Source organism: Mesorhizobium sp. M0437, from assembly GCF_040321335.1.
Classification (GTDB): domain Bacteria; phylum Pseudomonadota; class Alphaproteobacteria; order Rhizobiales; family Rhizobiaceae; genus Mesorhizobium.
This window is the reverse complement of the sequence record NZ_JAMYRK010000036.1, coordinates 1-21,325: the sequence shown is the minus strand read 5'-3', so window position 1 is coordinate 21,325 and position 21,325 is coordinate 1. Positions and strand designations below refer to the sequence as shown.

The window sequence follows — 21,325 nt, the reverse complement described above, 5'->3', positions numbered from 1 at the left end:
CTCGCTGCAATTTCAGTCGAGCTCAGAACACCTCTTTCCCTGGCGAAGGCCGAATGGCATTTCGATTCGTACACACGGCCGATATTCATCTCGACTCGCCGCTTCGTTCGCTGGCGATGCGAAATCCCGATCTTGCCGGGCTCGTGGGCGACGCCAGCCGCCAGGCATTCGTTTCGATAGTGGATCTCTGCCTTGAGGAACGAGTCGACGCGTTGGTCATTGCTGGCGACCTATACGATGGCGAGCAGACCTCGATGAAAACTGCGCGGTTTCTGGCATCGCAAATGACACGCCTGCACCAGACCGGCATCAGGGTTTTCAAGATCCGCGGCAATCATGACGCCTTGTCGCGGATTTCCAAACAGCTGGTGTTTCCCGACACCGTTACCATCTTCGGCGGTCGTGCTCAGTCGGTATTGCAGACAGCCGGCGGTCTGGACATCGTTTTCCACGGTTTGAGCTTTGCGAACCCAAAGGCCCCGGACAGCCTGCTGACCAAATATCCGGCTGCTCGTGAAGGGGCCGTCAACATAGGCATCATGCATACCAGTCTGGCTGGATCGCCCGGTCACGACGTTTACGCGCCCTGCAGCATCGCTGACCTGCACGCCCACGGTTTCGACTATTGGGCCCTCGGCCACATTCATGTTCGTCAAGTCTATTCCGGCGCAAGCACCGTGGTGATGCCGGGAATACCTCAGGGGAGGGATATTAACGAGGCGGGTGAGAAATCAGTCACCCTGGTGACGGTGCGCGACGACCGTTCGGTGGAGATCGAGGAACGGCTGACCAGCGTTGCGCATTTCGAACGGGTGAGCGTCGACCTTACCGGGGCGGTGGAGTGGCCCGAGGCCGTCGCGCGTATTCGTTTCGCGCTCGAAGAGATGCGGGCCACCGTCCGATCGCGTCATGCTGTGGCCCGCGTTGGCCTGAGAGGGACGTCACCATTGTTATGGGCGCTGATCCGCGACAGGGACCTCCTTCTTGCCGAAGCCGAACAGGCTGCGGAACAGCTGGGCCATATGTGGGTGGAGAAGCTCGAGCTTGACCTCGCGCCGCCTCGGACGGAGACCGCCGAGGATATTGCTGATCCGATTTTCGAACTCGGGCAATCAATGCGTGCCGATGCCACCTCGGAGGCCTTCCGCGCTGAGGCGAGGGCGTTCGTCCAAAAGATGGTCGCCGACCTTCCGGTCGACGGACGGGATTTTGCTGGGAAGGACGAAGCCGGGCTGGAGCAGTTCCTCGATCAGGTGCTTTCCAAGGGTGCGGACTTGGTCACTGCCCGCCTTAAGTCCGGTGGATCGTCATGAGGTTGCGGCGACTTGACCTCATTCGCTATGGAAAGTTCACCAATAGTACGATCGACTTCGGACCCAAACCGGAATCCGGACCTGACCTGCATATCGTGTTCGGCCTGAATGAGGCCGGCAAATCGACCGCGCTTTCCGCCTACTTAGACTTGCTGTTCGGCATCGAGGAACGGAGCCGCTACAACTTCCTGCACGAGTACAGCGCCATGCGCATTGGCGGCGTGCTGGAACTGGCCGGCTCCGAGCACACGTTCACGCGTACGAAACAGCGTACTAATTCGCTATTGAACGCGACGGGCCAACCGGTGAGCGACGTGGCGATCACGGCGCATCTCGCCGGACTGTCGCGTGACGCTTACACGACGATGTTCTCACTCGATGACGAGACGCTGGAAGCGGGCGGGAAGTCGATTCTGGAGTCGCGGGGCGACCTCGGCAAGCTCCTCTTCACGGCAAGCGCCGGTCTTGGGAACGCAAGTGATACGTTGAACACCCTCGAGGCCGAAGCAGACGCTCTGTATCGGAAGCAGGCGCATGGCACCGAACTGGCGCTCCTGAAGAAGCGCCTTGTTGACGTGAAGTCGCGCAGGGATGCGATCGATACCCTTGCATCAACCTACGAGGGCCTGGAGGCCGAACGTCTCGATGCAGCGCAGCAATACGACCGGACCATCAGTGACCGAGCGGTGCTGGTGGCCAGGCTGGATACCATTGCTCGTTACGTGCGTGCTGCGCCGATGCGGGCGGATATCCGGCGCAAGATTGCCCGGCTGAATGAGCTGCCGGACATCGCCTCCCCAGCTCGCACGTGGACGGGTAGTGTCACCGGACTCATCGATGACGATGCCAGCCTCAGAACGCGGCTGTCCGCAAACATCGACGAGGTCCAGCGCTTGGCGGCAAAAGTCACTGCGGTCGATGAGGATGAATCGATCCTGTCGATTTCCGAACGAATCCGCGGGCTTGCGGAGAGCAAAGTGCGCCATACCGCGGCTGGCTTTGACTTGCCCACTCGCAGGATGGGGCTGCAAATCCTCAACAACACCGTGGCAAGCTGCCTAGCCGCCTTGGGTCGATCTTCCGAGCCGGATCCTGCCGCGCTGCTTCTGCCTGCCGTCACCGTTGGCGTCGTTCGCGCTATGGTCGAGCAGAGGTCCGGGATTGCTACCGGGGTGCGCGCCGCCCGCGACGAGGCGGCGGCAGCACTCGATGCGCTGCAGGCGGCAAGGCAGCGGGTCGGCGAGGAAAGGGCAGTGCCCGAACCTGCCAGGGCAAGGCTGGGCTCGGCTTTGTCGAAAGCGCGAGCAAGCGGACACCTGGCGGAGATCAGGACGGCTCGCGAGGCAGAAGATGCGGGAACAATTCGATGGGAGGTGTCGCTCGCGCGCTTGCGTCCATGGAGAGGAGATGCCCTTGCTCTCGCCAACGTCGCGGTTCCGAGCGCCGGGCACATTGCCGCCTGGAAGACAGTAGCGTCAGAACTGGCAAGAAACACCGCCGTACTTGCCGAACGCCTCGCCGAATACGAGGGCAACCATGCCATGCTCAAGGCTGGATTGGATGCCCTTCGTGCCTCGGTCGACGTTGTCGACGATGATGGGGCTGCCGCGATCCGCCGTGTCCGCGATGATGCGTGGGCAACGCACCGCGCAGCGCTGACCGGTGACACCGCTGACGATTTCGCCGTGGCACTGGCGCGCGATGACATTGCCAGCGCGGGCCGGCTGGCCGGCGCGGCGGATCTTGCCGAGATCCGGGCAACGACTCGCGAACTGGCCGAGGTCGCGGCCAACCTGTCACGCAACGGCATCCAACGCACACAGCTCGGCAAGGATGTGGATACCCAATTGTTGGAAATCCGCGCGGTCGCCAGAGACCTGCTCGGAGACGCCGTGGAACCTTCGTCTGAGCGCCTGATCGAAAGGATCGAGGATCAGATCGAGGCGCGCAGCGATGCGCTCGCTGCCTGGGAGCAGATCGAACTTCTCCGCAGGAAGGCGGAGCGAGCCGCTGACGCCGGCGAGCAGATACGCTTGGAAATGAGAGCAGCGCTGGAAAGCGTCGGCATAGTATCAGAGCCGGGCGACACCCTCGAAGCAATCATGGCCATCGCTGAGCTGTTTCTGGATCGGCAGCGCAAGGTGGACGCAGAGTATGCCGAGGCGCTCAGAATGGTGAGCTCCAAAGAAGAGGATCTAGCGGCCCGACGGGTTGCCGTAGGCGTGGCGGAGCGTCGCGAGGAGGAATGGCTGGCCGGCATTGTCGAAGCACTCAAGGGAACTTGGCTCGAAAGCGGGCTCTCAGCATCCGGCGTCGGCACTGTGCTCGATCAATTGGCCGAACTGTCAAGAAGCCTGCAGGAACGGGACGATCTGCAGCTGCGTATCGACAAGATGGCGGCCGACAGGGCTAATTTTCTGGTCGAGGTCATCGCCGTAGCGGTTGAAGCCGACGAGCCGACGAAGGATAGCGAGCCGGAGCAGTTGGCCATCCGCCTTGCCGAGCGCCTGGAGCGCGCCCAGCGGACACGGGAAACGAAGGCAAGCCTCGGCCACGACCTGAAGCGCCTGAAGGAGGCGCGCGACATCCTCGACAATGAGATTTCGGCGCACGAACGCCGCAAGAACGAAGTGCTGGGCGTTTTTGGCGTCGCCACTCTGTCCGAAGTAGTCGAACGCGATGAGCTGCTGCGCGAGCGGGATGGATTGCGCGCTGCCGTCGCTGACCTTGAGGAAGGGGTAGTGGCGGAACTTGCAGTCGACGGATTCGAGGAGGCACGCTCGATCCTGGACGCGATCGATTTCGACAGCCTCACGGTCGAGAAGGCTGAGGGCGAGCAGCGGCTTCGCCAGTTCGATGAGATGATCCAGCAACAGCTGATCCGGCAGACACGCGCGGCCGATAAGCTGGACGCCATCGGCGGCGACAGCGCGGTTGCACACCTGGATGCCGAACGGCGCACAACCCTGTTGGAAATCGAGGAGAAGGCCGTTCGTTACATCGAGCTGAAGCTCGGCATCATGTCGGCTGGAAATGCTTTGCGGATCTACCGTGAGAACCACCGTTCGGGGATGATGGCGCGTGCATCAGACGCATTCAAGCTAATGACCCGTGGGCAGTATTCAGGCCTTACAACCCAGCCCGTGAAAAGCGGGGAGGTTCTCATCGCGGTGCAGCGCGACGGGCAATCCAAGCTCGCTGACGCGCTTTCGAAGGGCGCGCGCTTTCAGCTCTACCTGGCACTGAGGCTCGCCGGTTATTACGAGTTCGCGCAATTCCGGCCCTCGGTTCCCTTCATCGCCGACGACATCATGGAAACCTTTGACCATATTCTCGGAGGAGGTTTTCAGATTGTTTGGGGAGATGGCGAACACAGGTCAGGTCATCTATCTCACGCACCACAAGCACCTATGTGAAATCGCCAAGGCTGTTGTGCCACAATCTACCATTCACCAGCTGGATTAGGCTCGATTAGAATTCGCCTCAAAACGGTTCAACTAACCAACTCGTCTGATATAGGAACTTTCGATCGAATCCGTCATGACGTCCCATAGAGGTTGAGAAATGCCTATTTTGTTCTGCAATGTTGCGTGGATGAACGACTACGCCGGGCGGAGCGCGGATGACCCGCCTCTCGGTGGCGGGGCATTTCCGAGTAAGCAGGGTTATTGCGCGGAAGAATGCAACTTTGTTGCAGCCGATGACGGGTACGTTTACGGCGCTTCGAGACGATTAAGGGCGAATTGGATCGGCAGGTGCGCATCCAGAATCTGGGTTCAGGCAAGCACGACGAATTTGTCGACGGGATCGACATCGTTTGGACGGCTCCGGAGGAAGGCAAAGATCCGCGCGTGGTGGTCGGGTGGTATCGCGGTGCGCGACTGTATCGCCACCGCCAGCACTTCAAGGGGCGTAACCCTTCCGCCCAGCACTACAAGGATAAGATCAGGTCGTTCAGGGCTAGGACACTCGCCGAAAATGCATTCGTGCTGCCCCCGGAGGATAGGCACCGTGGCAAAGGGTGGAGTGGCCAGGCAAATTGGTGGTATGCGAACGATACGACAGATCGATCCGCCAGAGCATTCGTCAAGAGAGTAAAGGCATTTATCGAAGGCGAGCCAGTCGCTCCCGTCGGGGCCTCGCCCGATCATGATGGAGGTCGTGGCCGACCGGCTGGAGCGGCAGCGTCCGACGTCTACAAACGGTATGTGCGGAAGTACGAGATCAATGTCCATCCTCAGCATGACAGTCTGCACAAACAGTTCGTAGCGTTTCTCAGCGAGCGATATCCGCGGATTGATTTTCCCGCTTGTTTTCGCGACGACCTTCGGTTGCGGTTGACGCAATGCCGGAAGTGATGGTCGAGATCAAGCCTGCTGATGCGGCTACGATGCGCTTCGCGATTCGCGCCGCGATCGGCCAGTTGCTCGACTACCGCCAGCATCAGCGGTGGACTGGCCGACAGGTAATTCTCGTCGGTGCGAAGGTGACGAGCAAGAACGATCTAAGTCTGGCGTTTGACAACGGCTTTGGCCTGGCCTGGCCCATTGGAACCGGCGGATTCGAGATCCGCTGGCCCGACGGCACTGGTTGATTGGCAAGCAAGCGCCGAACGTCCGGAGGCTAAAGCTCAGGGTCGCGATGGATCGGCATTGCTGCTTTCGGTGCCGAACCCAATCTCTCATGTGGGGATATCGCAGTCCTCCAAACGATGCTCAAGTCGGTAGTAATGGTCCCTCATGCTTCGCAATCGTGCAATCAGTCCTTACTCGCCGGCGCGCAGAGCTGTGACGAACTCGTTTTCCTCCGCGAACCTGCTTGAGATCGTATCGCGTTACGTACGACATCGATGTTTGCGCCAGCTCAGTGCGGCCAATTTTGTACGATTGCTCGAATTCAGCGTATATCACGCCGTAGATTCAATCAGTCTGCTGCGCAGTTCGATGAACACTGCATCGTCCGTCGATTCGGATAGTCTGGCATCCGACAGTATGTTCCTGACGTGGAGCTCAGTGACGCAGACCGCTGATATAGCACTTGTGTCAACGATCAACGCCAAACCGAGAGGCTTTCTTATCGTCTTGCATTTTGGGACATCTCTACCCTTGAGTGTCTCAGATGCGTATGCGCGAGCCTCTAAGGTCGCTGTACGTTGGCTTTAACGGTGCGGCAGATGCCGCGCACCGAGGTGCTTTGTCGACAACCGGTGTCGGTCGCGTGGCCCGGAGGTGAAGCCGGCGAGGCGCTTGCGCTGGTCCATGCGTAATCATGCGGAGGATCGCGCCGCGCCGGGCATGCGATTGTATCTCTCGTCCCGCTGCGCTGCTGAGGCCTCTTCTGTCAGGCGGTCTAGGTTTCCCGCTTCGGGCCGAGCAGGAACACTGTCAGGGCGGCGAGGAACGTGGCAACAGCACTGTAGGCAATGGCACTGGTAATCCCGGCATTGTCCACCAATAGTCCGCCGAAAATCGCGCCGGCTGCGATTGCCACTTGGAACGCTACGACCATCAGCACACCGGCGCTTTCGGCCTGCTCGGGAGCGGCGCGCCGCACCATCCACGTCTGCAATCCCACCGGCACCGCGCCGAAAGCAAAGCCCCACGCGGCAACCGCAATCGCCGAGGCCGAGGCCGATGCTCCCGCCGTCAGCAGCGAAACAGCGGCTATCGCTATGAGCAGCGGTGCAAGGGCAGCGACTGCCTTGAGACTGTACTCGGCCAGAAGCCCGCCGGCCAAATTGCCGAAGAATCCGCCGATGCCAAAAGCAAGCAACACAAGCGAGATCGTTTCGACATCCAGCGCGGGAATCTTCTCGAGGAAGGCGCGGATATAGGTGATTCCGGCGAAGTGGCCGGAAGCGACCAGCAGGATGACCAAAAGCGCAATTTTGACCATCGGAATCTTGGCCACATCCAGCAGGCTGCGGAAGCTAGCCACTCCAATCGGAGGCAGTCTCGGAATAGTTATGAGTTGCACGAGCAGTGTAGCGGCGCCGCCGGCTGCGGCGAGCACGAAGGCGCTTCGCCATCCCCAGATATCGCCGACATAAGCGCCGATTGGAGCTGCGCAGACGGTAGCTACGGAAACGCCGGTGAGGATGATCGACATGGCGCGCGGCAGGAAGTGGCTTGGAACGAGCCGCATCGCCAGTGCTGCCGACATCGACCAGAAGCCTCCGAGCGCTATGCCGAGCACGACGCGTGCAGTCAGGAGAGCCGCCAGCGACCACGCGCCGGCCGCCAGAACGTCCGACAGGATCAGCAGCAGCGTCATGGTCCACATGACGGTCCTGCGGTCCAGGCGCTTTGTGATGATGGCCACCGTCGGCGCCGAGATCGCCCCGACGATAGCTGTTGCCGTCATCGCCTGTCCAGCCGCTCCCTCGCTGATACCGAGATCATGCGCGAGGGGCGTGAGCAGGCTGACAGGCAGAAACTCTGCCGTGACCAGCCCGAAGGTGCCCAAGGAAAGCGAAATGACCGCACCCCATGCGGGACCAGACGGTGGGACGGGCTTTTCTGGGTCGTGCAGAACAGCGTCCATGACGCCTGCTGCGGATTGGGTCATGAACGAAGTCTCCACTTTGATGCAATGCAACGTGATGTTGGCTGCCTTGACCCAAATCTAAAAACACAAGCGCATTTCCCGGCGGCGTTGCACGGAGGAGGGGATGTTCATTGCTTCGCGATATTTTGTGACGGTGCGGCGCGCAACATCGATGCCGGTTTCCTTCAGCCGGACAGCGATGTCCTCATCGGAAAGCACGTCGCCGGGAGATTCTGCGGCAATGATCGCTTTGATCCGATGCCGGACAGCTTCGGCGGAGTGCGCATCGCCGCCTTGGCAGGACGCGATCGCGACGGTGAAAAAATACTTCAGTTCAAAGACTCCGCGCGGGGTAAGCATGTACTTGTTCGAGGTCACCCGGCTTACCGTCGACTCGTGCACGCCGATCGCGTCAGCGACGGTTCTGAGATTGAGAGGCCGCAGGTGGGCGACGCCATGTTCCAAAAAGGCATCCTGCTGACGCACGATTTCAGCCGCAACCTTAACAATGGTCTTGGCGCGCTGATCGAGGCTGCGGATCAGCCAGGTCGCGTTTTGCAAGCATTCGTCGAGAAATGCTTTATCTTTCGAATTTTGGGGAGTTTGACGCGACACTTCGGCATAGTAGCTTTGGTTGATCAGCAGCTTTGGCAGTGTGGCGGGATCAAGTTCGATCTGCCACCCGCCTTGCGGCGAGGGCGTGACCCAGACGTCGGGTATGATTGATTCAGACGCACCGGATTGGAATCGGTTCCCAGGCTTGGGATCGAGCGCCCGAATCTCATGCATCATGTCGAGAAGGTCTTCTTCATCGACGCCGCAATGCTGCTTCAGTGCCTCAAAATCGCGTCGCGCAAGCATTTCAAGATTGGCAACCAAAGCTGCCATTGCCGGGTCGAGCCGATTTCGCTGGCGCAACTGAATCTCGAGGCATTCTCTGAGACTTCGCGCAAAAACTCCCGGTGGATCAAATTGCTGCAAGGTTCCGAGAACCCGTTCCACAACAGCCTCATGGACATTCAGGCTCTCGGCCAGCTCCAAAAGGTTTGCCCGAAGATAGCCAGTGTCTTCCAGATCGGCGGCAAGCTGGCCAGCGATCAGCCGCTCCTGTGGTGTGAACGCAGTGAGGGCGATCTGACGAGCGACATGGTCGTGCAATGTTTCGGCGAGGGTGGCAAACTCGTCGAGGGAAGGGCCATTGCCCGGCGGGTTGTTGGTCGTGTTGCCGAGTGATTTCCATTGCCCGAGCCGTTCAGCCGACCCTGCCCCGGTCGGTCCTTCAACGGCGTTTGCGCCAGGGCCGACAGGCTGATCCGCTCCCGAAATCGAGACGTCGTCAAAAGGCCCGCCATCGCTTGATGCAGATTCCAAAAGCGGGTTCTTCTCGATTTCCCGCTCCACGAACTGATGCAGTTCAGTATGCGCCAGTTGCAGCAGGCGAATCGACTCAATGAGTTGAGGCGATGCGACCATGGATTGCTTCTGGCGCTGAAGCAGGCTTGCTGAGGATTGCATGGTGAGCGCGAAAATCCTGTCGAGGAGCCTCTTGGGGCCGGCAATGGCACCACTGAGACGTATTCTAGGTCATGCGGCGGCTTTCAGCGTTTCGAGAACGTTTTGCGGGGACGAGACGCCATAGGGGTCGGCCTCGCAGTTGTCGGAGAAACCTTCCTCCTCGAACCAATGCTCCACCACGCCATTGTTGATCAGGGCGGCGTAGCGCCAGGAGCGCATCCCGAAGCCGAGATTGTCCTTGGCGACCAGCATGCCCATTTTGCGTGTGAACTCGCCTGAGCCATCGGGGATGAGCTCGACCTGCTTCAGACCCAAGGACTTCCCCCACGCATTCATGACAAAGGCGTCGTTGACTGAGAGGCAGTAAATCGCGTCAATTCCCTCCTTCTCAAACTCATCATAGAGCTCTTCGAACTGGGGCAATTGGTAGGTCGAGCAGGTCGGCGTGAAGGCGCCAGGCAGCGAGAACAGGATGACCCGCTTGCCGGCAAAGTAGTCGTCAGATGTCTTTTCTTCCCAGCGATATGGATTTGGGCCCTGGACTGACTCATCGCGAACACGCGTGAGAAAGGTGACGAAGGGAACCTTCTTTTGAACGGTCATCAACTTGCTCCTCAGGAAAAAACTGGCGCGCCGGATTCTGGCAGAGGCTGGCGCAATACCGAGCAAAGGCTCGTATGCCGGGCATGAAATGAGGCCCTCGCGGCTCGCACCCTCCTTTTTCCATCCCGATGTAGGGGAACGTCTTGGCTGCTGGTCTTCGTCACTCGAACGCCATCGATCTGAGCAAGTGGAGGCTGTCGAGCCGCTGGGGCAATCTTTCCACGGCTATGGCGCCGGAAGCGGCATCCATCGCTTGCGCTCGTGCCCGGGACAAAGTGATAGCGGGCCCGAAGTAGCCAATATCGAACGCGTGTGGAGGCCTCAAATGGGACTTCACGCAAGAGACCCGCGTTACTGAGCTGGTTCGGCGTATTGTCGAAGTTTGCCAGTGACCCGCCGACCTTGGCTTCGGTGGCTCTTTGATGGGGCTCTTGGGCACTCACATGCTGATCAGAACCGGTAAACGGCAATTGCGCGAGCGCCATGTGTTGGCGTGCCGGCATCGGACCAGCCATGCGCAAAGCGGCTGCCGAGGAGGGACCTCCGGAGGAGATGATGTACCGATGTTCAGCGGGAACAGGCACCGTCTCCTCAGGCCACGGTCTAGAGCTTCGCGTGTCGGGCATGGCGCAAGTCGCTTTCATCGTGTTTTGATGGGCTCTGACCAGGAGCAGCAAGCGGCGTGCCATTTCAAATAGAGATGCTTTTGGAGCGATCCTTTTTCTTGGAAGGACCGTGTCTTCAAGACCGGGCGCGCCCTATAACCGCCTCGTCAGCACGCTCGACAAGGGTGCTGTATGGTGCGGATATGCGGCTGCTTCCGCACCGGCTGGACAAAGACGAACCGAAAGCCGAGCCGATGCCCTACCTCACACCGGCGGGCACTGCAGCGATTTCATAGCGTTTGCCGCAAACGTGTTCTTGCGTGCGCAGGCTCGGCTTTCGCGAACATGCGCCTGTCGCAGCAACCATGAACGCGCGCTCTCGAGCAAGCGCCCTGACTCCGTGAGGATCGAATTCCCCAATCGTGTCTGTTTGCCGCCCCTTATGTTCGAAACTGGACCAGAATGCCGCAAGCCCGACCGAAAGGTCGCCCAGCGCGTACTATCCGACACTGTTCTGTCGCCTTTGTTGGTCCGCGACGCCGGCCTATTTCGCCGAGCTCTTGTCTGGCCTCAGGCTAACCACTGAAAAGCAATCACAATTTTTTTCTTCTGCTGGGCCGGCCAAATTGGCACGAGTTTTGAAGCTCCTTCGTTGCGGGCCGGGAGCCGCCGACCGACCTTCATTTCGTGGATGGCACCGCGATCGATGGAACGAAGAAAGAAAAGCAAAATGTCAAATCCGCGTCGGATAGCGTCTATGGACAGGGGGTCCTCGGCGAAACCGCCCTTACCCAACAGCTCGCCGCCCTTGTCGACCCTTGCGCAGGAAATCTTGGCCGGCGGCGAGTCAAAGGCCCACCACACCGACTTTATCCTGACCTCGAAGGTGCAGGATAACGTTCTGCATCTCGCCGCGCGATGTGCCTAGACAGGTACGCGTTAGCCGATCTTGATAATCGGTCTGCCTTCGGACGACGTCGTCTACAGCCGTCTTAGGTCTTCGCTGCCGCAGCGCCCGCCGGTCACCTTCCGCCCTTCCATCGCTATAGAGTGAAGTGCCACCATGTCCGAACAACCTTTGCCGACGCTGCCGATGTGGCGCGTCGATCACATTGAGCCCTCGCCCGAGATGTTGGCGCTACGCGCCAACGGTCCGATCCACCACGTGCGCTTCCCGTCCGGGCACGAAGGCTGGTGGGTCACAGGCTATGACGAGGCCAAGGCGGTGTTGTCCGACGCGGCGTTCCGGCCCTCGGGAATGCCGCCGGCGGCATTCACCCCGGATTCGGTGATTCTCGGATCGCCGGGGTGGCTGGTCTCGCACGAGGGGGGCGAGCATGCCCGGTTACGCACGATCGTGGCGCCGGCCTTCAGCAACCGCAGGGTGAAGCTGCTCGAGCAGCAGGTCGAGGCGATCGCCGCGCAGTCGTTCGAGACACTGGCGGCCCAGCCCCAGCCCGCCGACCTGCGGCGCCACCTCTCCTTTCCGCTTCCGGCCATGGTCATCAGCGCGCTGATGGGCGTGCTCTACGAGGATCACGCCTTTTTCGCCGGGCTGTCCGACGAGGTGATGACGCACCAGCATGAAAGCGGCCCGCGCAGCGCGTCGCGCCTGGCCTGGGAAGAACTGCGCGCCTACATTCGCGGCAAGATGCGGGACAAGCGCCAGGATCCGGGCGACAACCTGCTGACGGATCTGCTCGCGGCGGTCGACCAGGGCAAGGCGACCGAGGAAGAGGCGATCGGCTTGGCGGCGGGAATGCTGGTGGCGGGGCACGAGAGCACCGTCGCGCAGATCGAATTCGGCCTGCTGGCCATGTTCCGCCATCCGCAACAGCGCGAACGCCTGGTCGGCGATCCATCTCTGGTGGATAAGGCGGTGGAGGAAATCCTGCGCATGTACCCGCCGGGCGCGGGTTGGGACGGCATCATGCGCTATCCGAGCACCGACGTGACCATCGCGGGCGTGCATATTCCCGCGGAGAGCAAGGTGCTGGTCGGCCTGCCGGCGACGTCGTTCGATGCGCGCCATTTCGACGACCCGGAAATCTTCGACATCGGACGCGACGAAAACCCGCACCTGGCGTTCTCCTACGGGCCGCACTACTGCATCGGCGCGGCGCTGGCCAGGCTGGAACTCAAGGTGGTGTTCGGTTCGATCTTCCAGCGCTTTCCCGCGCTGCGCCTGGCCGTGGCGCCCGAAGAACTGAAGTTGCGCAAGGAGATCATCACTGGCGGCTTCGAGGAGTTCCCGGTGCTCTGGTGATGCGCGGACGCCGCCGGGAATCGCGATCTTCTCCGCAATTTGCCGGCGCGCCTGGCGCGCCGGTCAGATCAGCCAGCCAACAGGTAACCAATATGGACGTGCAAGAAACCACGGCAACATGCCGGGACGCCTTCGCCGAACTGGCGTCGCCAGCCTGCATCCACGACCCGTATCCATTCATGCGGTGGTTGCGCGAGCACGATCCGGTGCATCGCGCGGCGTCGGGCCTCTTTCTGTTGAGCCGCCACGCCGACATCTACTGGGCGCTCAAGGCCACGGGCGATGCTTTTCGGGGACCGGCGCCGGGCGAACTGGCGCGCTATTTCCCGCGGGCGGCGACCAGCCTGTCACTCAGTCTGCTGGCGTCCACGCTAGCGATGAAGGAACCACCGACTCATACGCGTCTGCGCCGGCTGATCTCGCGCGATTTCACCATGGGCCAGATCGACAACCTGAGGCCGACCATCGCTCGCATCGTCGCAGCGCGCCTGGACGGCATGGCGCCCGCGCTGGAGCGCGGGGAGGCGGTGGACCTGCATCGGGAATTCGCGCTGGCCTTGCCCATGCTGGTTTTCGGCGAACTGTTCGGCATGCCCCAGGACGACATGTTCGGGCTCGTCGCCGGCATCAGCGCCATTCTGGAAGGCCTGAGCCCGCACGCCAGCGATCCCCAGCTCGCCGCGGCGGACGCGGCCAGCGCCAGGGTGCAGGCCTACTTCGGCGACCTCATACAGCGCAAGCGCACCGATTCCCGCCACGACATCGTGTCAATGCTGGTCGGCGCACACGACGACGATGCCGAGATGCTGTCGGATGCGGAATTGATCAGCATGCTCTGGGGCATGCTGCTGGGCGGCTTCGCCACCACTGCTGCGGCCATCGACCATGCGGTCCTGGCGATGCTGGCGTATCCCGAACAGCGGCACTGGCTGCAGGGAGATGCCGTGGGGGTGAAGGCATTCGTCGAAGAAGTCCTGCGCTACGACGCGCCCGCCATGTTCAGCTCCATTCCGCGTATCGCCCAGCGCGACATCGAACTGGGCGGCGTGGTGATCCCGAAGAACGCGGACGTGCGCGTGCTGATCGCGGCCGGCAATCGCGACCCGGACGCCTTCGCCGATCCCGACCGCTTCGATCCCGTGCGGTTCTACGGCACCAGTCCTGGCATGTCGATCGACGGGAAGATCATGCTGAGCTTCGGCCACGGCATCCACTTCTGCCTCGGTGCGCAACTGGCCCGGGTGCAGTTGGCCGAGAGCCTGCCGCGGATCCAGGCGCGCTTCCCCACGCTGGCATTGGCCGAGCAGCCGACCCGGGAGCCCTCCGCGTTCCTTAGGACGTTCCGCGCGCTGCCGGTGCGGCTGCATGGGCACGGGGGCTGAGATGCGCGTCCTGGTCGATCAGGATCTGTGCGGAACCACCGGGCAGTGCGTGCTGACGCTGCCGGGCACCTTTCACCAGCGCGAACCGGACGGCGTGGCCGAAGTGTGCGTGGCGACGGTCCCGCAGGCGCTGCACGCCGCCGTGCGGCTCGCGGCCAGCCAGTGCCCGGTCGCCGCCATTCGGGTCATCGAAAGCGACGCTGGCGATGACGAGCGCGCCAGCGCCGACCCTGCGCCTTCTCCGGCGCAGGCCAAGCGGCATGCCGCGAAAGACCAACGCAATCCAGGAGACACGATGGGACGGTTTGAAGGCAAGGTGGCCGTGGTGACCGGCGCCGGCGCCGGCATCGGCAAGGCATGCGCCCTCGCCATCGCGCGCGGGGGCGGCAGAGTGGTGGTGGCCGACATTGATGGCTCGGCGGCCATCGCCTGCACCGCGCAGATCGCGGCTGAAGCGGGCCACGCGCTGGCCCTGGCCATGGACATCGCCGATGAGCAGGCGGTGGCAGCGCTGTTCGAGACGGCGGAGCGGCACTTCGGTGGGGTCGACCTGCTAGTGAACAATGCGAGCGCCATGCATCTGACCTCACGCGACCGCGCGATCCTCGAGCTGGACCTGGCGGTCTGGGATCAAACCATGGCGACCAATCTGCGCGGCACGCTGCTCTGCTGCCGGCAGGCCATCCCACGGATGATCGCCCGCGGCGGTGGCGCCATCGTCAACATGTCGTCGTGCCAGGGGCTCAGCGGTGACACCGCGCAGACGTCGTACGCCGCGTCGAAGGCGGCGATGAACATGCTCTCGGCCTCGCTCGCCACCCAGTACGGCCATGCGCAGATCCGCTGCAACGCCGTTGCGCCGGGTCTCGTCATGACCGAGCGTCTCCTCGCCAAGCTGGACGAGTGCATGCAACGGCATCTGCGCCGGCACCAGCTCCTGCAGCGCGTCGGCCGCCCCGAGGACGTGGCCGCGCTCGTGGCGTTCCTGCTCTCCGACGATGCTGCGTTCATCACCGGCCAGGTCGTGTGCATCGACGGCGGCATGCTGGCGCATGTGCCGACGTACGCCGACGGTGGCAACAGCTGCGCCGCGCGGCCTGCCGGCGACACCGCCGAAGCGGCCGCGGCGTCGCGCTGCTGATGGACATGCTGCTCAACCCGCTCAACCGTCGGCACAGGCTGCGGTACGACATCCCGGTCATGCCAGGCGCTTTCCCCCTGGTCGGGCATCTTCCCGCCATCGTCTGCGACCTGCCGCGCCTGCTGCGGCGCGCGGAACGGACGCTGGGCAGCCACTTCTGGCTGGATTTCGGCCCTGCCGGACACCTGATGACCTGCGTGCATCCGGATGCGTTCGCACTGCTCCGGCACAAGGACGTGTCCTCGGCGCTGATCGAAGAGATCGCGCCCGAATTGCTTGGCGGAACGTTGGTTGCCCAGGACGGCCGCGCGCACCGGCAAGCGCGCGATGCGATCAAGGCGGCGTTCCTGCCCAAGGGGCTGACCCAGGCCGGCATCGGCGACCTGTTCGCGCCCGTCATCTGGGCGCGGGTGCAGGCGTGGCGCGAGCGCGGCGACGTAACCATCCTGCGCGAAACCGGCGACCTGATGCTCAAGCTCATCTTCAGCCTGATGGGAATCCCCGCGCAGGACCTGCCGGGATGGCATCGCAAGTACCGGCAACTGCTGCAGTTGATCGTCGCGCCCCCGGTCGACCTGCCGGGACTGCCCTTGCGCCGCGGCCGCGCCGCCCGAGACTGGATCGACGCGCAGTTGCGCCAGTTCGTCCGCGACGCGCGCGCGCATGCCGCGCGCACCGGGTTGATCAACGACATGGTGAGCGCCTTCGACCGCAGCGACGATGCGCTTTCCGATGACGTCCTGGTCGCCAATATCCGCTTGCTGCTGCTTGCCGGTCACGACACCACTGCCTCGACGATGGCCTGGATGGTGATCGAGCTGGCGCGGCAGCCTGTGATGTGGGACGCCCTGGTCGAGGAGGCGCAACGCGTGGGCGCGGTGCCGACCCGTCACGCGGACCTGGCGCAGTGTCCGGTCGCCGAGGCGCTGTTCCGCGAGACGCTGCGCCTGCATCCGGCGACCACGCTCCTGCCGCGTCGCGCCCTGCAGGAATTGCAACTCGGCCAACGGCGCATTCCCGCGGGCACCCATCTGTGCATCCCGCTGCTGCATTTCTCGACCTCGGCGCTGCTGCACGAGGCGCCTGATCAGTTCCGCCTGGCGCGGTGGCTGCAACGCACGGAGCCGATCCGGCCGGTGGACATGCTGCAGTTCGGTACCGGCCCACACGTCTGCATCGGCTACCACCTGGTATGGCTGGAAATGGTGCAGTTCTGCATCGCCTTGGCGCTGATCATGCACAAGGCCGGGGTGCGGCCGCGGTTGCTGAGCGGCGTCGAAAAAGGCCGGCGGTATTACCCGACCGCACATCCGTCCATCGCAATCCGCATAGGCTTCTCATGAGCTGGCATCGCATGCCCCGTGTGGCGAGGCAGCGGCGCCGGCGAGGCGCGGCATTGCTGCACTCAGCGCGCGCGCTCGGTGCGACGCCGGCAACACCGCTGCGGCTTGGCGCTCGCTGTGGTCATCTCGTGTCAGGTACAAGGACATGAAAAACATGCAGACCGGTTCCACGCTACACGACGACCGAACTGGCGTTTCCGCGCTCGGCGGATTGGGCGCGCAGGCGCGCGGCGCATCCGGCAGGCTGCTGCCTGAGATCTGGATGCAGGACGGCGCAAAGCGGGTCGAACAGACGCTGGCGCGTCTTCTCTGCGCCGAAGACGACGGTGAGACCGAGCTGATGGTGGCGATGCGCTACGCCACCTTGCATGGCGGGAAGCGCACCCGCGCCTTGCTCTGTCTGGCGGCCGGCGCACTGGCCGACACGCCGGCGCACATGCTCGACGACGTCGGCGCCGCCATCGAGATGATGCACGCCTGTACCCTGGTCCACGACGACTTGCCCGCGATGGACGACGACGTGCTTCGCCGCGGCCTTCCGACCGTGCACGTCAAGTTCGGCGAAGCCACTGCGATCCTGGTCGGCGATGCGCTGCAGGCGCACGCCTTCCTGACCCTGGCGAGCCTGGATGCGCCCGGCGACAACCGTATCGCGCTCGTGCGCGAACTGGCGCAGGCCGTGTCCGCCGAGGGTGCCGCAGGCGGGCAGGCCATGGATCTGTCGCTGGTCGGAAAGCACGCCGAGCTGGACAGGATCCTGGCGATGCACCGGATGAAGAGCGGAGCGTTAGTGCGCGCGTCCGTTCGCATGGGCGCGCTATGCTCCATCGCGGAGGATGCCGCGCACGCTGCGCTGTACTGTGCGCTCGATCGCTACACCGCCTGTTTCGGCCTGGCGTTGCAGGTGGTCGACGACATTCTCGACGCGACAGCGGATACTGCGACGCTGGGCAAGACCCCCGGCAAGGACGCGGCGGCGCAGAAGCCGACCTGCGCGTCGATCATGGGGCTGCAGGCAGCGCGCCAGTTCGCGCTGGATTTGTTGCGCGACGCCGGGGAAGCCATCGCCCCGCTGGGGCCGCGTGCGGAACGATTGGCGCAGATACTGCAGCGGGCCAACGCGCATCTGTTCAAGCACGCGCCATGCGCATGAGCACGCCCGTCCACATGGAGTCGCCCCTGTGCCGGTGCGATCGGCCGGCGGCAGCGGTGCATGCTGCACTGTGCCCAAGTCCGCGGCGATGTGCGCGGCGTTTGCCGACCCTGGTTCTCGTCAACCGTCTGCAGAAGGAACATCCCGCGTGAACGCGCTGTCCGAACAGATCCTTTCCGAATTGCGCCACCTGCTGAGCGAGATGAGCGACGGCGGCAGCGTCGGTCCGTCCGTCTACGACACGGCGCGAGCTCTGCAGTTCCACGGCAACGTCACCGGTCGGCAGGACGCATACGCGTGGCTCATCGCGCAGCAACAGGCCGATGGCGGATGGGGAAGTGCGGACTTCCCGCTGTTCCGCCATGCGCCCACGTGGGCGGCGTTGCTGGCATTGCAGCGTGCCGATCCTCTTCCCGGCGCTGCCGACGCAGTCCAGGCTGCAACCCGGTTCCTCGAGCGCCAGCCCGATCCCTACGCGCATGCGGTGCCGGAAGACGCGCCGCTCGGCGCGGAGCTGCTCCTGCCGCAGTTGTGCGGCGAGGCCGCACCCTTGCTGGGCGGCCCGCGCCACCCGGCGCTGTTGCCGTTGCGGCAAGCGTGCCTGGTCAAGCTGGGGGCGGTGGCGACATTGCCGAGCGGCCATCCGTTGCTGCACTCCTGGGAAGCCTGGGGGACATCGCCGACCACCGCATGCCCGGATGACGACGGCAGCATCGGCATCAGTCCGGCGGCCACCGCCGCGTGGCGTGCGCACGCCGTGACACAGGGGAGCACGCCGCAGGTCGGGCGCGCCGACGCGTATCTGCAGGCGGCATCGCGGGCGACGCGCAGCGGCATCGAAGGTGTCGTTCCCAACGTCTGGCCGATCAATGTGTTCGAGCCGTGCTGGTCGCTGTACACCCTGCATCTGGCCGGGCTGTTCGCGCATCCCGCGCTCGCCGAGGCGGTGCAAGTGATCGTCGCGCAGCTCGACGCCCGCCTAGGCGTGCGCGGTCTGGGCCCGGCCTTGCACTTCGCGGCCGATGCGGACGACACCGCCGTTGCGATGTGCGTCCTGCGCTTCGCAGGCCGCGCCACGGCGGTCGATGCGTTGCGCCATTTCGAAATCGGCGAGCTGTTCGTCACCTTCCCCGGCGAGCGCAATGCCTCGGTGTCGACCAACATCCACGCCCTGCATGCGTTGCGAATGTTGGGAAAGCCCGCCGACGGCACCAGCGCCTACGTCGAGGCCAATCGCAACCCGCATGGTCTATGGGACAACGAGAAATGGCACGTTTCGTGGCTGTATCCCACCGCGCATGCGGTCGCTGCGCTGGCGCAAGGCAAGCCCCAGTGGCGCGACGAGCGCGCGCTGGCGGCGCTGCTGCAGGCGCAGCGCGACGACGGCGGCTGGGGCGCCGGTCGCGCGTCCACATTCGAGGAAACCGCCTATGCGCTGTTCGCGTTGCACGTGATGGACGCGAGCGAAGAGCCGACAGGGCGCCGGCGCATCGCCCAGGCGGTGGCGCGTGCGCTGGAGTGGATGCTCGCCCGCCACGCGGCGCATGCATTGCCGCAGACGCCGCTGTGGATCGGCAAGGAACTGTATTGCCCCACCCGGGTGGTGCGCGTGGCCGAACTCGCCGGGTTGTGGCTGGCGCTTCGTTGGGGGCGGCGCGTCTCGGCCGAGGGAGCAGGAGCGGCGCCATGATCCAGACCGAACGCGCGCTGCAGCAGGTGCTGGAGTGGGGGCGTTCCCTGACCGGGTTCGCCGACGAGCATGCCGTGGAAGCGGTCAGGGGCGGCCAGTACATCCTACAGCGCATCCACCCGAGCCTGCGCGACACCAGCGCCCGCACCGGCCGCGATCCGCAGGACGAAACGCTGATCGTGGCGTTCTATCGCGAACTGGCGCTGCTGTTCTGGCTCGACGATTGCAACGACCTTGGCCTGATCGCGCCGGAGCAGCTCGCCGCGGTGGAGCAGGCGCTGGGGGAGGGCGTGCCGTGCGCGCTCCCCGGATTCGAGGGCTGCGCCGTGCTGCGCGCTTCGCTGGCCGCGCTCGCCTACGACCGTCGCGACTATGCTCAGCTTCTCGACGATACCCGGTGCTACTGCGCGGCGCTGCGCGCCGGACACGCGCAGGCGGCAGGGGCGGAACGCTGGTCCTACGCCGAGTACCTGCACAACGGCATCGATTCGATCGCCTACACGAACGTGTTCTGTTGCCTGTCGTTGCTGTGGGGGCTGCAAATGGCGACCTTGCGCGCGCGTCCGGCGTTTCGCCAGGTCCTGCGGCTCATCTCCGCGATAGGGCGCCTGCAGAACGATCTGCATGGACGCGAAAAGGATAGGTCGGCCGGCGAGGCCGACAACGCGGCCATCCTGCTGCTGCAGCGCTATCCGGCTATGCCTGTGGTGGAGTTCCTCAACGACGAGCTGGCCGGCCATACGCGCATGCTGCACCGGGTGATGGCGGAAGAACGCTTTCCCGCGCCGTGGGGACCGTTGATCGAGGCCATGGCGGCCATCCGCGCGCAGTACTACCAGACCTCGACCAGCCGCTACCGCAGCGACGCTGCGGGGGGAGGCCAGCGTGCGCCGGCCTGAACGCGCGGGAGGCGGCGGCGTGCGCGCGCTGCCGTCGGTCCGATCCAACGCAACGCCGTCGCCCGATGCCACGGAGAGAGCGAGCATGAGCGACACCGCCCTGAGCCGGCGCAAGGACGACCATCTGGACATCGTGTTGGATCAGCGAACGGCGCCGGCCACGGTCGCCGCCGGCTGGGAGTACATCCGTTTCGAACACTGCGCATTGCCCGAGTTGGACCTGACGGAGATCGACCTGCGCGCCTCGCTGCTAGGCAAGACCATGCGCGCGCCGCTGCTGATCAGCTCCATGACCGGCGGCATGCCACGCGCCGAGGCCATCAACCGGCATCTGAGCGAGGCAGCGCAAGCCTTGGGGATCGCCATGTGCGTCGGTTCGCAGCGCGTGAGCCTGCAATCCCGCAACTCCCAGGGACTGACGCGCGCGCTGCGCCGCCTGGCCCCAGACATTCCCTTGCTGGCCAATATCGGCGCCGCGCAACTGCGCGAGGCCGACGGCCTGGACCTGGCGCGCCGGGCGGTGGATGCGCTGGAGGCCGATGGACTCATCGTTCATCTCAATCCGCTGCAGGAAGCGGTACAGCCGGAGGGCGACCGGGACTGGCGCGGCGTCCTGGCGCAGATTGCTCGCGCCGCGCGCGGCGTGGGCGTGCCGATCGTGGCCAAGGAAGTGGGGTCGGGGCTGTCCGCTCCGGTGGCCTGTGCGCTCGTCGACGCGGGCGTGGCGGTGATCGATGTCGCCGGCGCCGGCGGCACCAGTTGGGCCGCGGTGGAGGGCGAGCGCGCCCGCGATGCCGCCGACCGTGCAGTGGCGATGGCGTTCGCCGATTGGGGGATTCCGACCCCGGCCAGCGTTCAGGCGGTACGTC

Annotated in this window: 16 protein-coding genes and 1 pseudogene; 13 read left to right on the top strand and 4 right to left on the bottom strand. The window is 63.9% G+C overall.

The window, feature by feature from the left end; genetic code table 11:
• Positions 1-53: 53 nt before the first annotated feature.
• From NKI72_RS21420 to NKI72_RS21405, 4 genes are all read left to right on the top strand, one after another.
• Positions 54-1,313, top strand: a complete 1,260-nt coding sequence (locus NKI72_RS21420) for a metallophosphoesterase family protein (protein WP_352753945.1) — start codon at positions 54-56, stop codon at positions 1,311-1,313.
• Entirely contained in the window at positions 1,310-4,729 is a 3,420-nt protein-coding gene (locus tag NKI72_RS21415; RefSeq protein ID WP_352850821.1) for an ATP-binding protein, read from the top strand. Before NKI72_RS21420 ends, NKI72_RS21415 begins: the two co-directional genes overlap by 4 nt.
• A 339-nt stretch (positions 4,730-5,068) precedes the next feature.
• Complete coding sequence (locus NKI72_RS21410; protein WP_352753949.1) at positions 5,069-5,671, top strand: hypothetical protein; 603 nt, start codon at positions 5,069-5,071, stop codon at positions 5,669-5,671.
• Positions 5,659-5,907 (top strand): hypothetical protein, encoded by a 249-nt coding sequence (locus tag NKI72_RS21405; RefSeq protein ID WP_352753951.1) that lies wholly within the window; start codon positions 5,659-5,661, stop codon positions 5,905-5,907. Before NKI72_RS21410 ends, NKI72_RS21405 begins: the two co-directional genes overlap by 13 nt.
• Before the next feature lie 755 nt (positions 5,908-6,662).
• Here NKI72_RS21405 and NKI72_RS21400 read toward each other — a convergent pair.
• The 4 genes from NKI72_RS21400 to NKI72_RS21385 all read right to left on the bottom strand — a co-directional run bounded on the left by NKI72_RS21400 (position 6,663) and on the right by NKI72_RS21385 (position 11,446).
• Positions 6,663-7,880: an MFS transporter gene (locus NKI72_RS21400; protein WP_352491455.1), complete on the bottom strand. Its 1,218-nt coding sequence runs from the start codon at positions 7,878-7,880 to the stop codon at positions 6,663-6,665.
• Between the two features lie 57 nt (positions 7,881-7,937).
• Positions 7,938-9,374, bottom strand: coding sequence for an RNA polymerase factor sigma-54 (gene rpoN, locus NKI72_RS21395; RefSeq protein ID WP_352450769.1), 1,437 nt, complete (start codon positions 9,372-9,374; stop codon positions 7,938-7,940).
• Positions 9,375-9,443: 69 nt separating this feature from the next.
• Positions 9,444-9,977, bottom strand: a complete 534-nt coding sequence (locus tag NKI72_RS21390) for a peroxiredoxin (RefSeq protein ID WP_352516037.1) — start codon at positions 9,975-9,977, stop codon at positions 9,444-9,446.
• 1,175 nt (positions 9,978-11,152) lie between these two features.
• Positions 11,153-11,446, bottom strand: coding sequence for a hypothetical protein (locus NKI72_RS21385; protein WP_352850818.1), 294 nt, complete (start codon positions 11,444-11,446; stop codon positions 11,153-11,155).
• Between the two features lie 199 nt (positions 11,447-11,645).
• On the opposite strand from NKI72_RS21385, the gene NKI72_RS21380 reads away from it, so the two are divergent.
• From NKI72_RS21380 to fni, 9 genes and pseudogenes are all read left to right on the top strand, one after another.
• On the top strand, positions 11,646-12,848 hold the full coding sequence (locus NKI72_RS21380; RefSeq protein ID WP_352753959.1) for a cytochrome P450: 1,203 nt from the start codon (positions 11,646-11,648) through the stop codon (positions 12,846-12,848).
• Between the two features lie 92 nt (positions 12,849-12,940).
• A complete protein-coding gene (locus tag NKI72_RS21375) occupies positions 12,941-14,230 on the top strand; it encodes a cytochrome P450 (protein WP_352639847.1) in 1,290 nt (429 codons plus the stop codon).
• Positions 14,214-14,357, top strand: a pseudogene (locus tag NKI72_RS21370) (ferredoxin); the annotation flags it as partial. The gene NKI72_RS21375 and the pseudogene NKI72_RS21370, both read left to right, overlap by 17 nt.
• A 168-nt stretch (positions 14,358-14,525) precedes the next feature.
• A complete protein-coding gene (locus NKI72_RS21365) occupies positions 14,526-15,371 on the top strand; it encodes an SDR family oxidoreductase (protein WP_352495018.1) in 846 nt (281 codons plus the stop codon).
• Entirely contained in the window at positions 15,371-16,714 is a 1,344-nt protein-coding gene (locus NKI72_RS21360) for a cytochrome P450 (protein WP_352850816.1), read from the top strand. The genes NKI72_RS21365 and NKI72_RS21360 overlap by 1 nt, the downstream gene beginning before the upstream one ends.
• A 154-nt stretch (positions 16,715-16,868) precedes the next feature.
• A complete protein-coding gene (locus tag NKI72_RS21355) occupies positions 16,869-17,867 on the top strand; it encodes a polyprenyl synthetase family protein (protein WP_352754047.1) in 999 nt (332 codons plus the stop codon).
• A gap of 148 nt (positions 17,868-18,015) precedes the next feature.
• A complete protein-coding gene (locus NKI72_RS21350; RefSeq protein ID WP_352850814.1) occupies positions 18,016-19,557 on the top strand; it encodes a hypothetical protein in 1,542 nt (513 codons plus the stop codon).
• Positions 19,554-20,456, top strand: a complete 903-nt coding sequence (locus tag NKI72_RS21345) for a terpene synthase family protein (protein ID WP_352753964.1) — start codon at positions 19,554-19,556, stop codon at positions 20,454-20,456. The genes NKI72_RS21350 and NKI72_RS21345 overlap by 4 nt, the downstream gene beginning before the upstream one ends.
• A gap of 85 nt (positions 20,457-20,541) precedes the next feature.
• A partial coding sequence (gene fni, locus NKI72_RS21340) for a type 2 isopentenyl-diphosphate Delta-isomerase (protein ID WP_352850812.1) occupies positions 20,542-21,325 on the top strand: 784 nt, incomplete at its 3' end.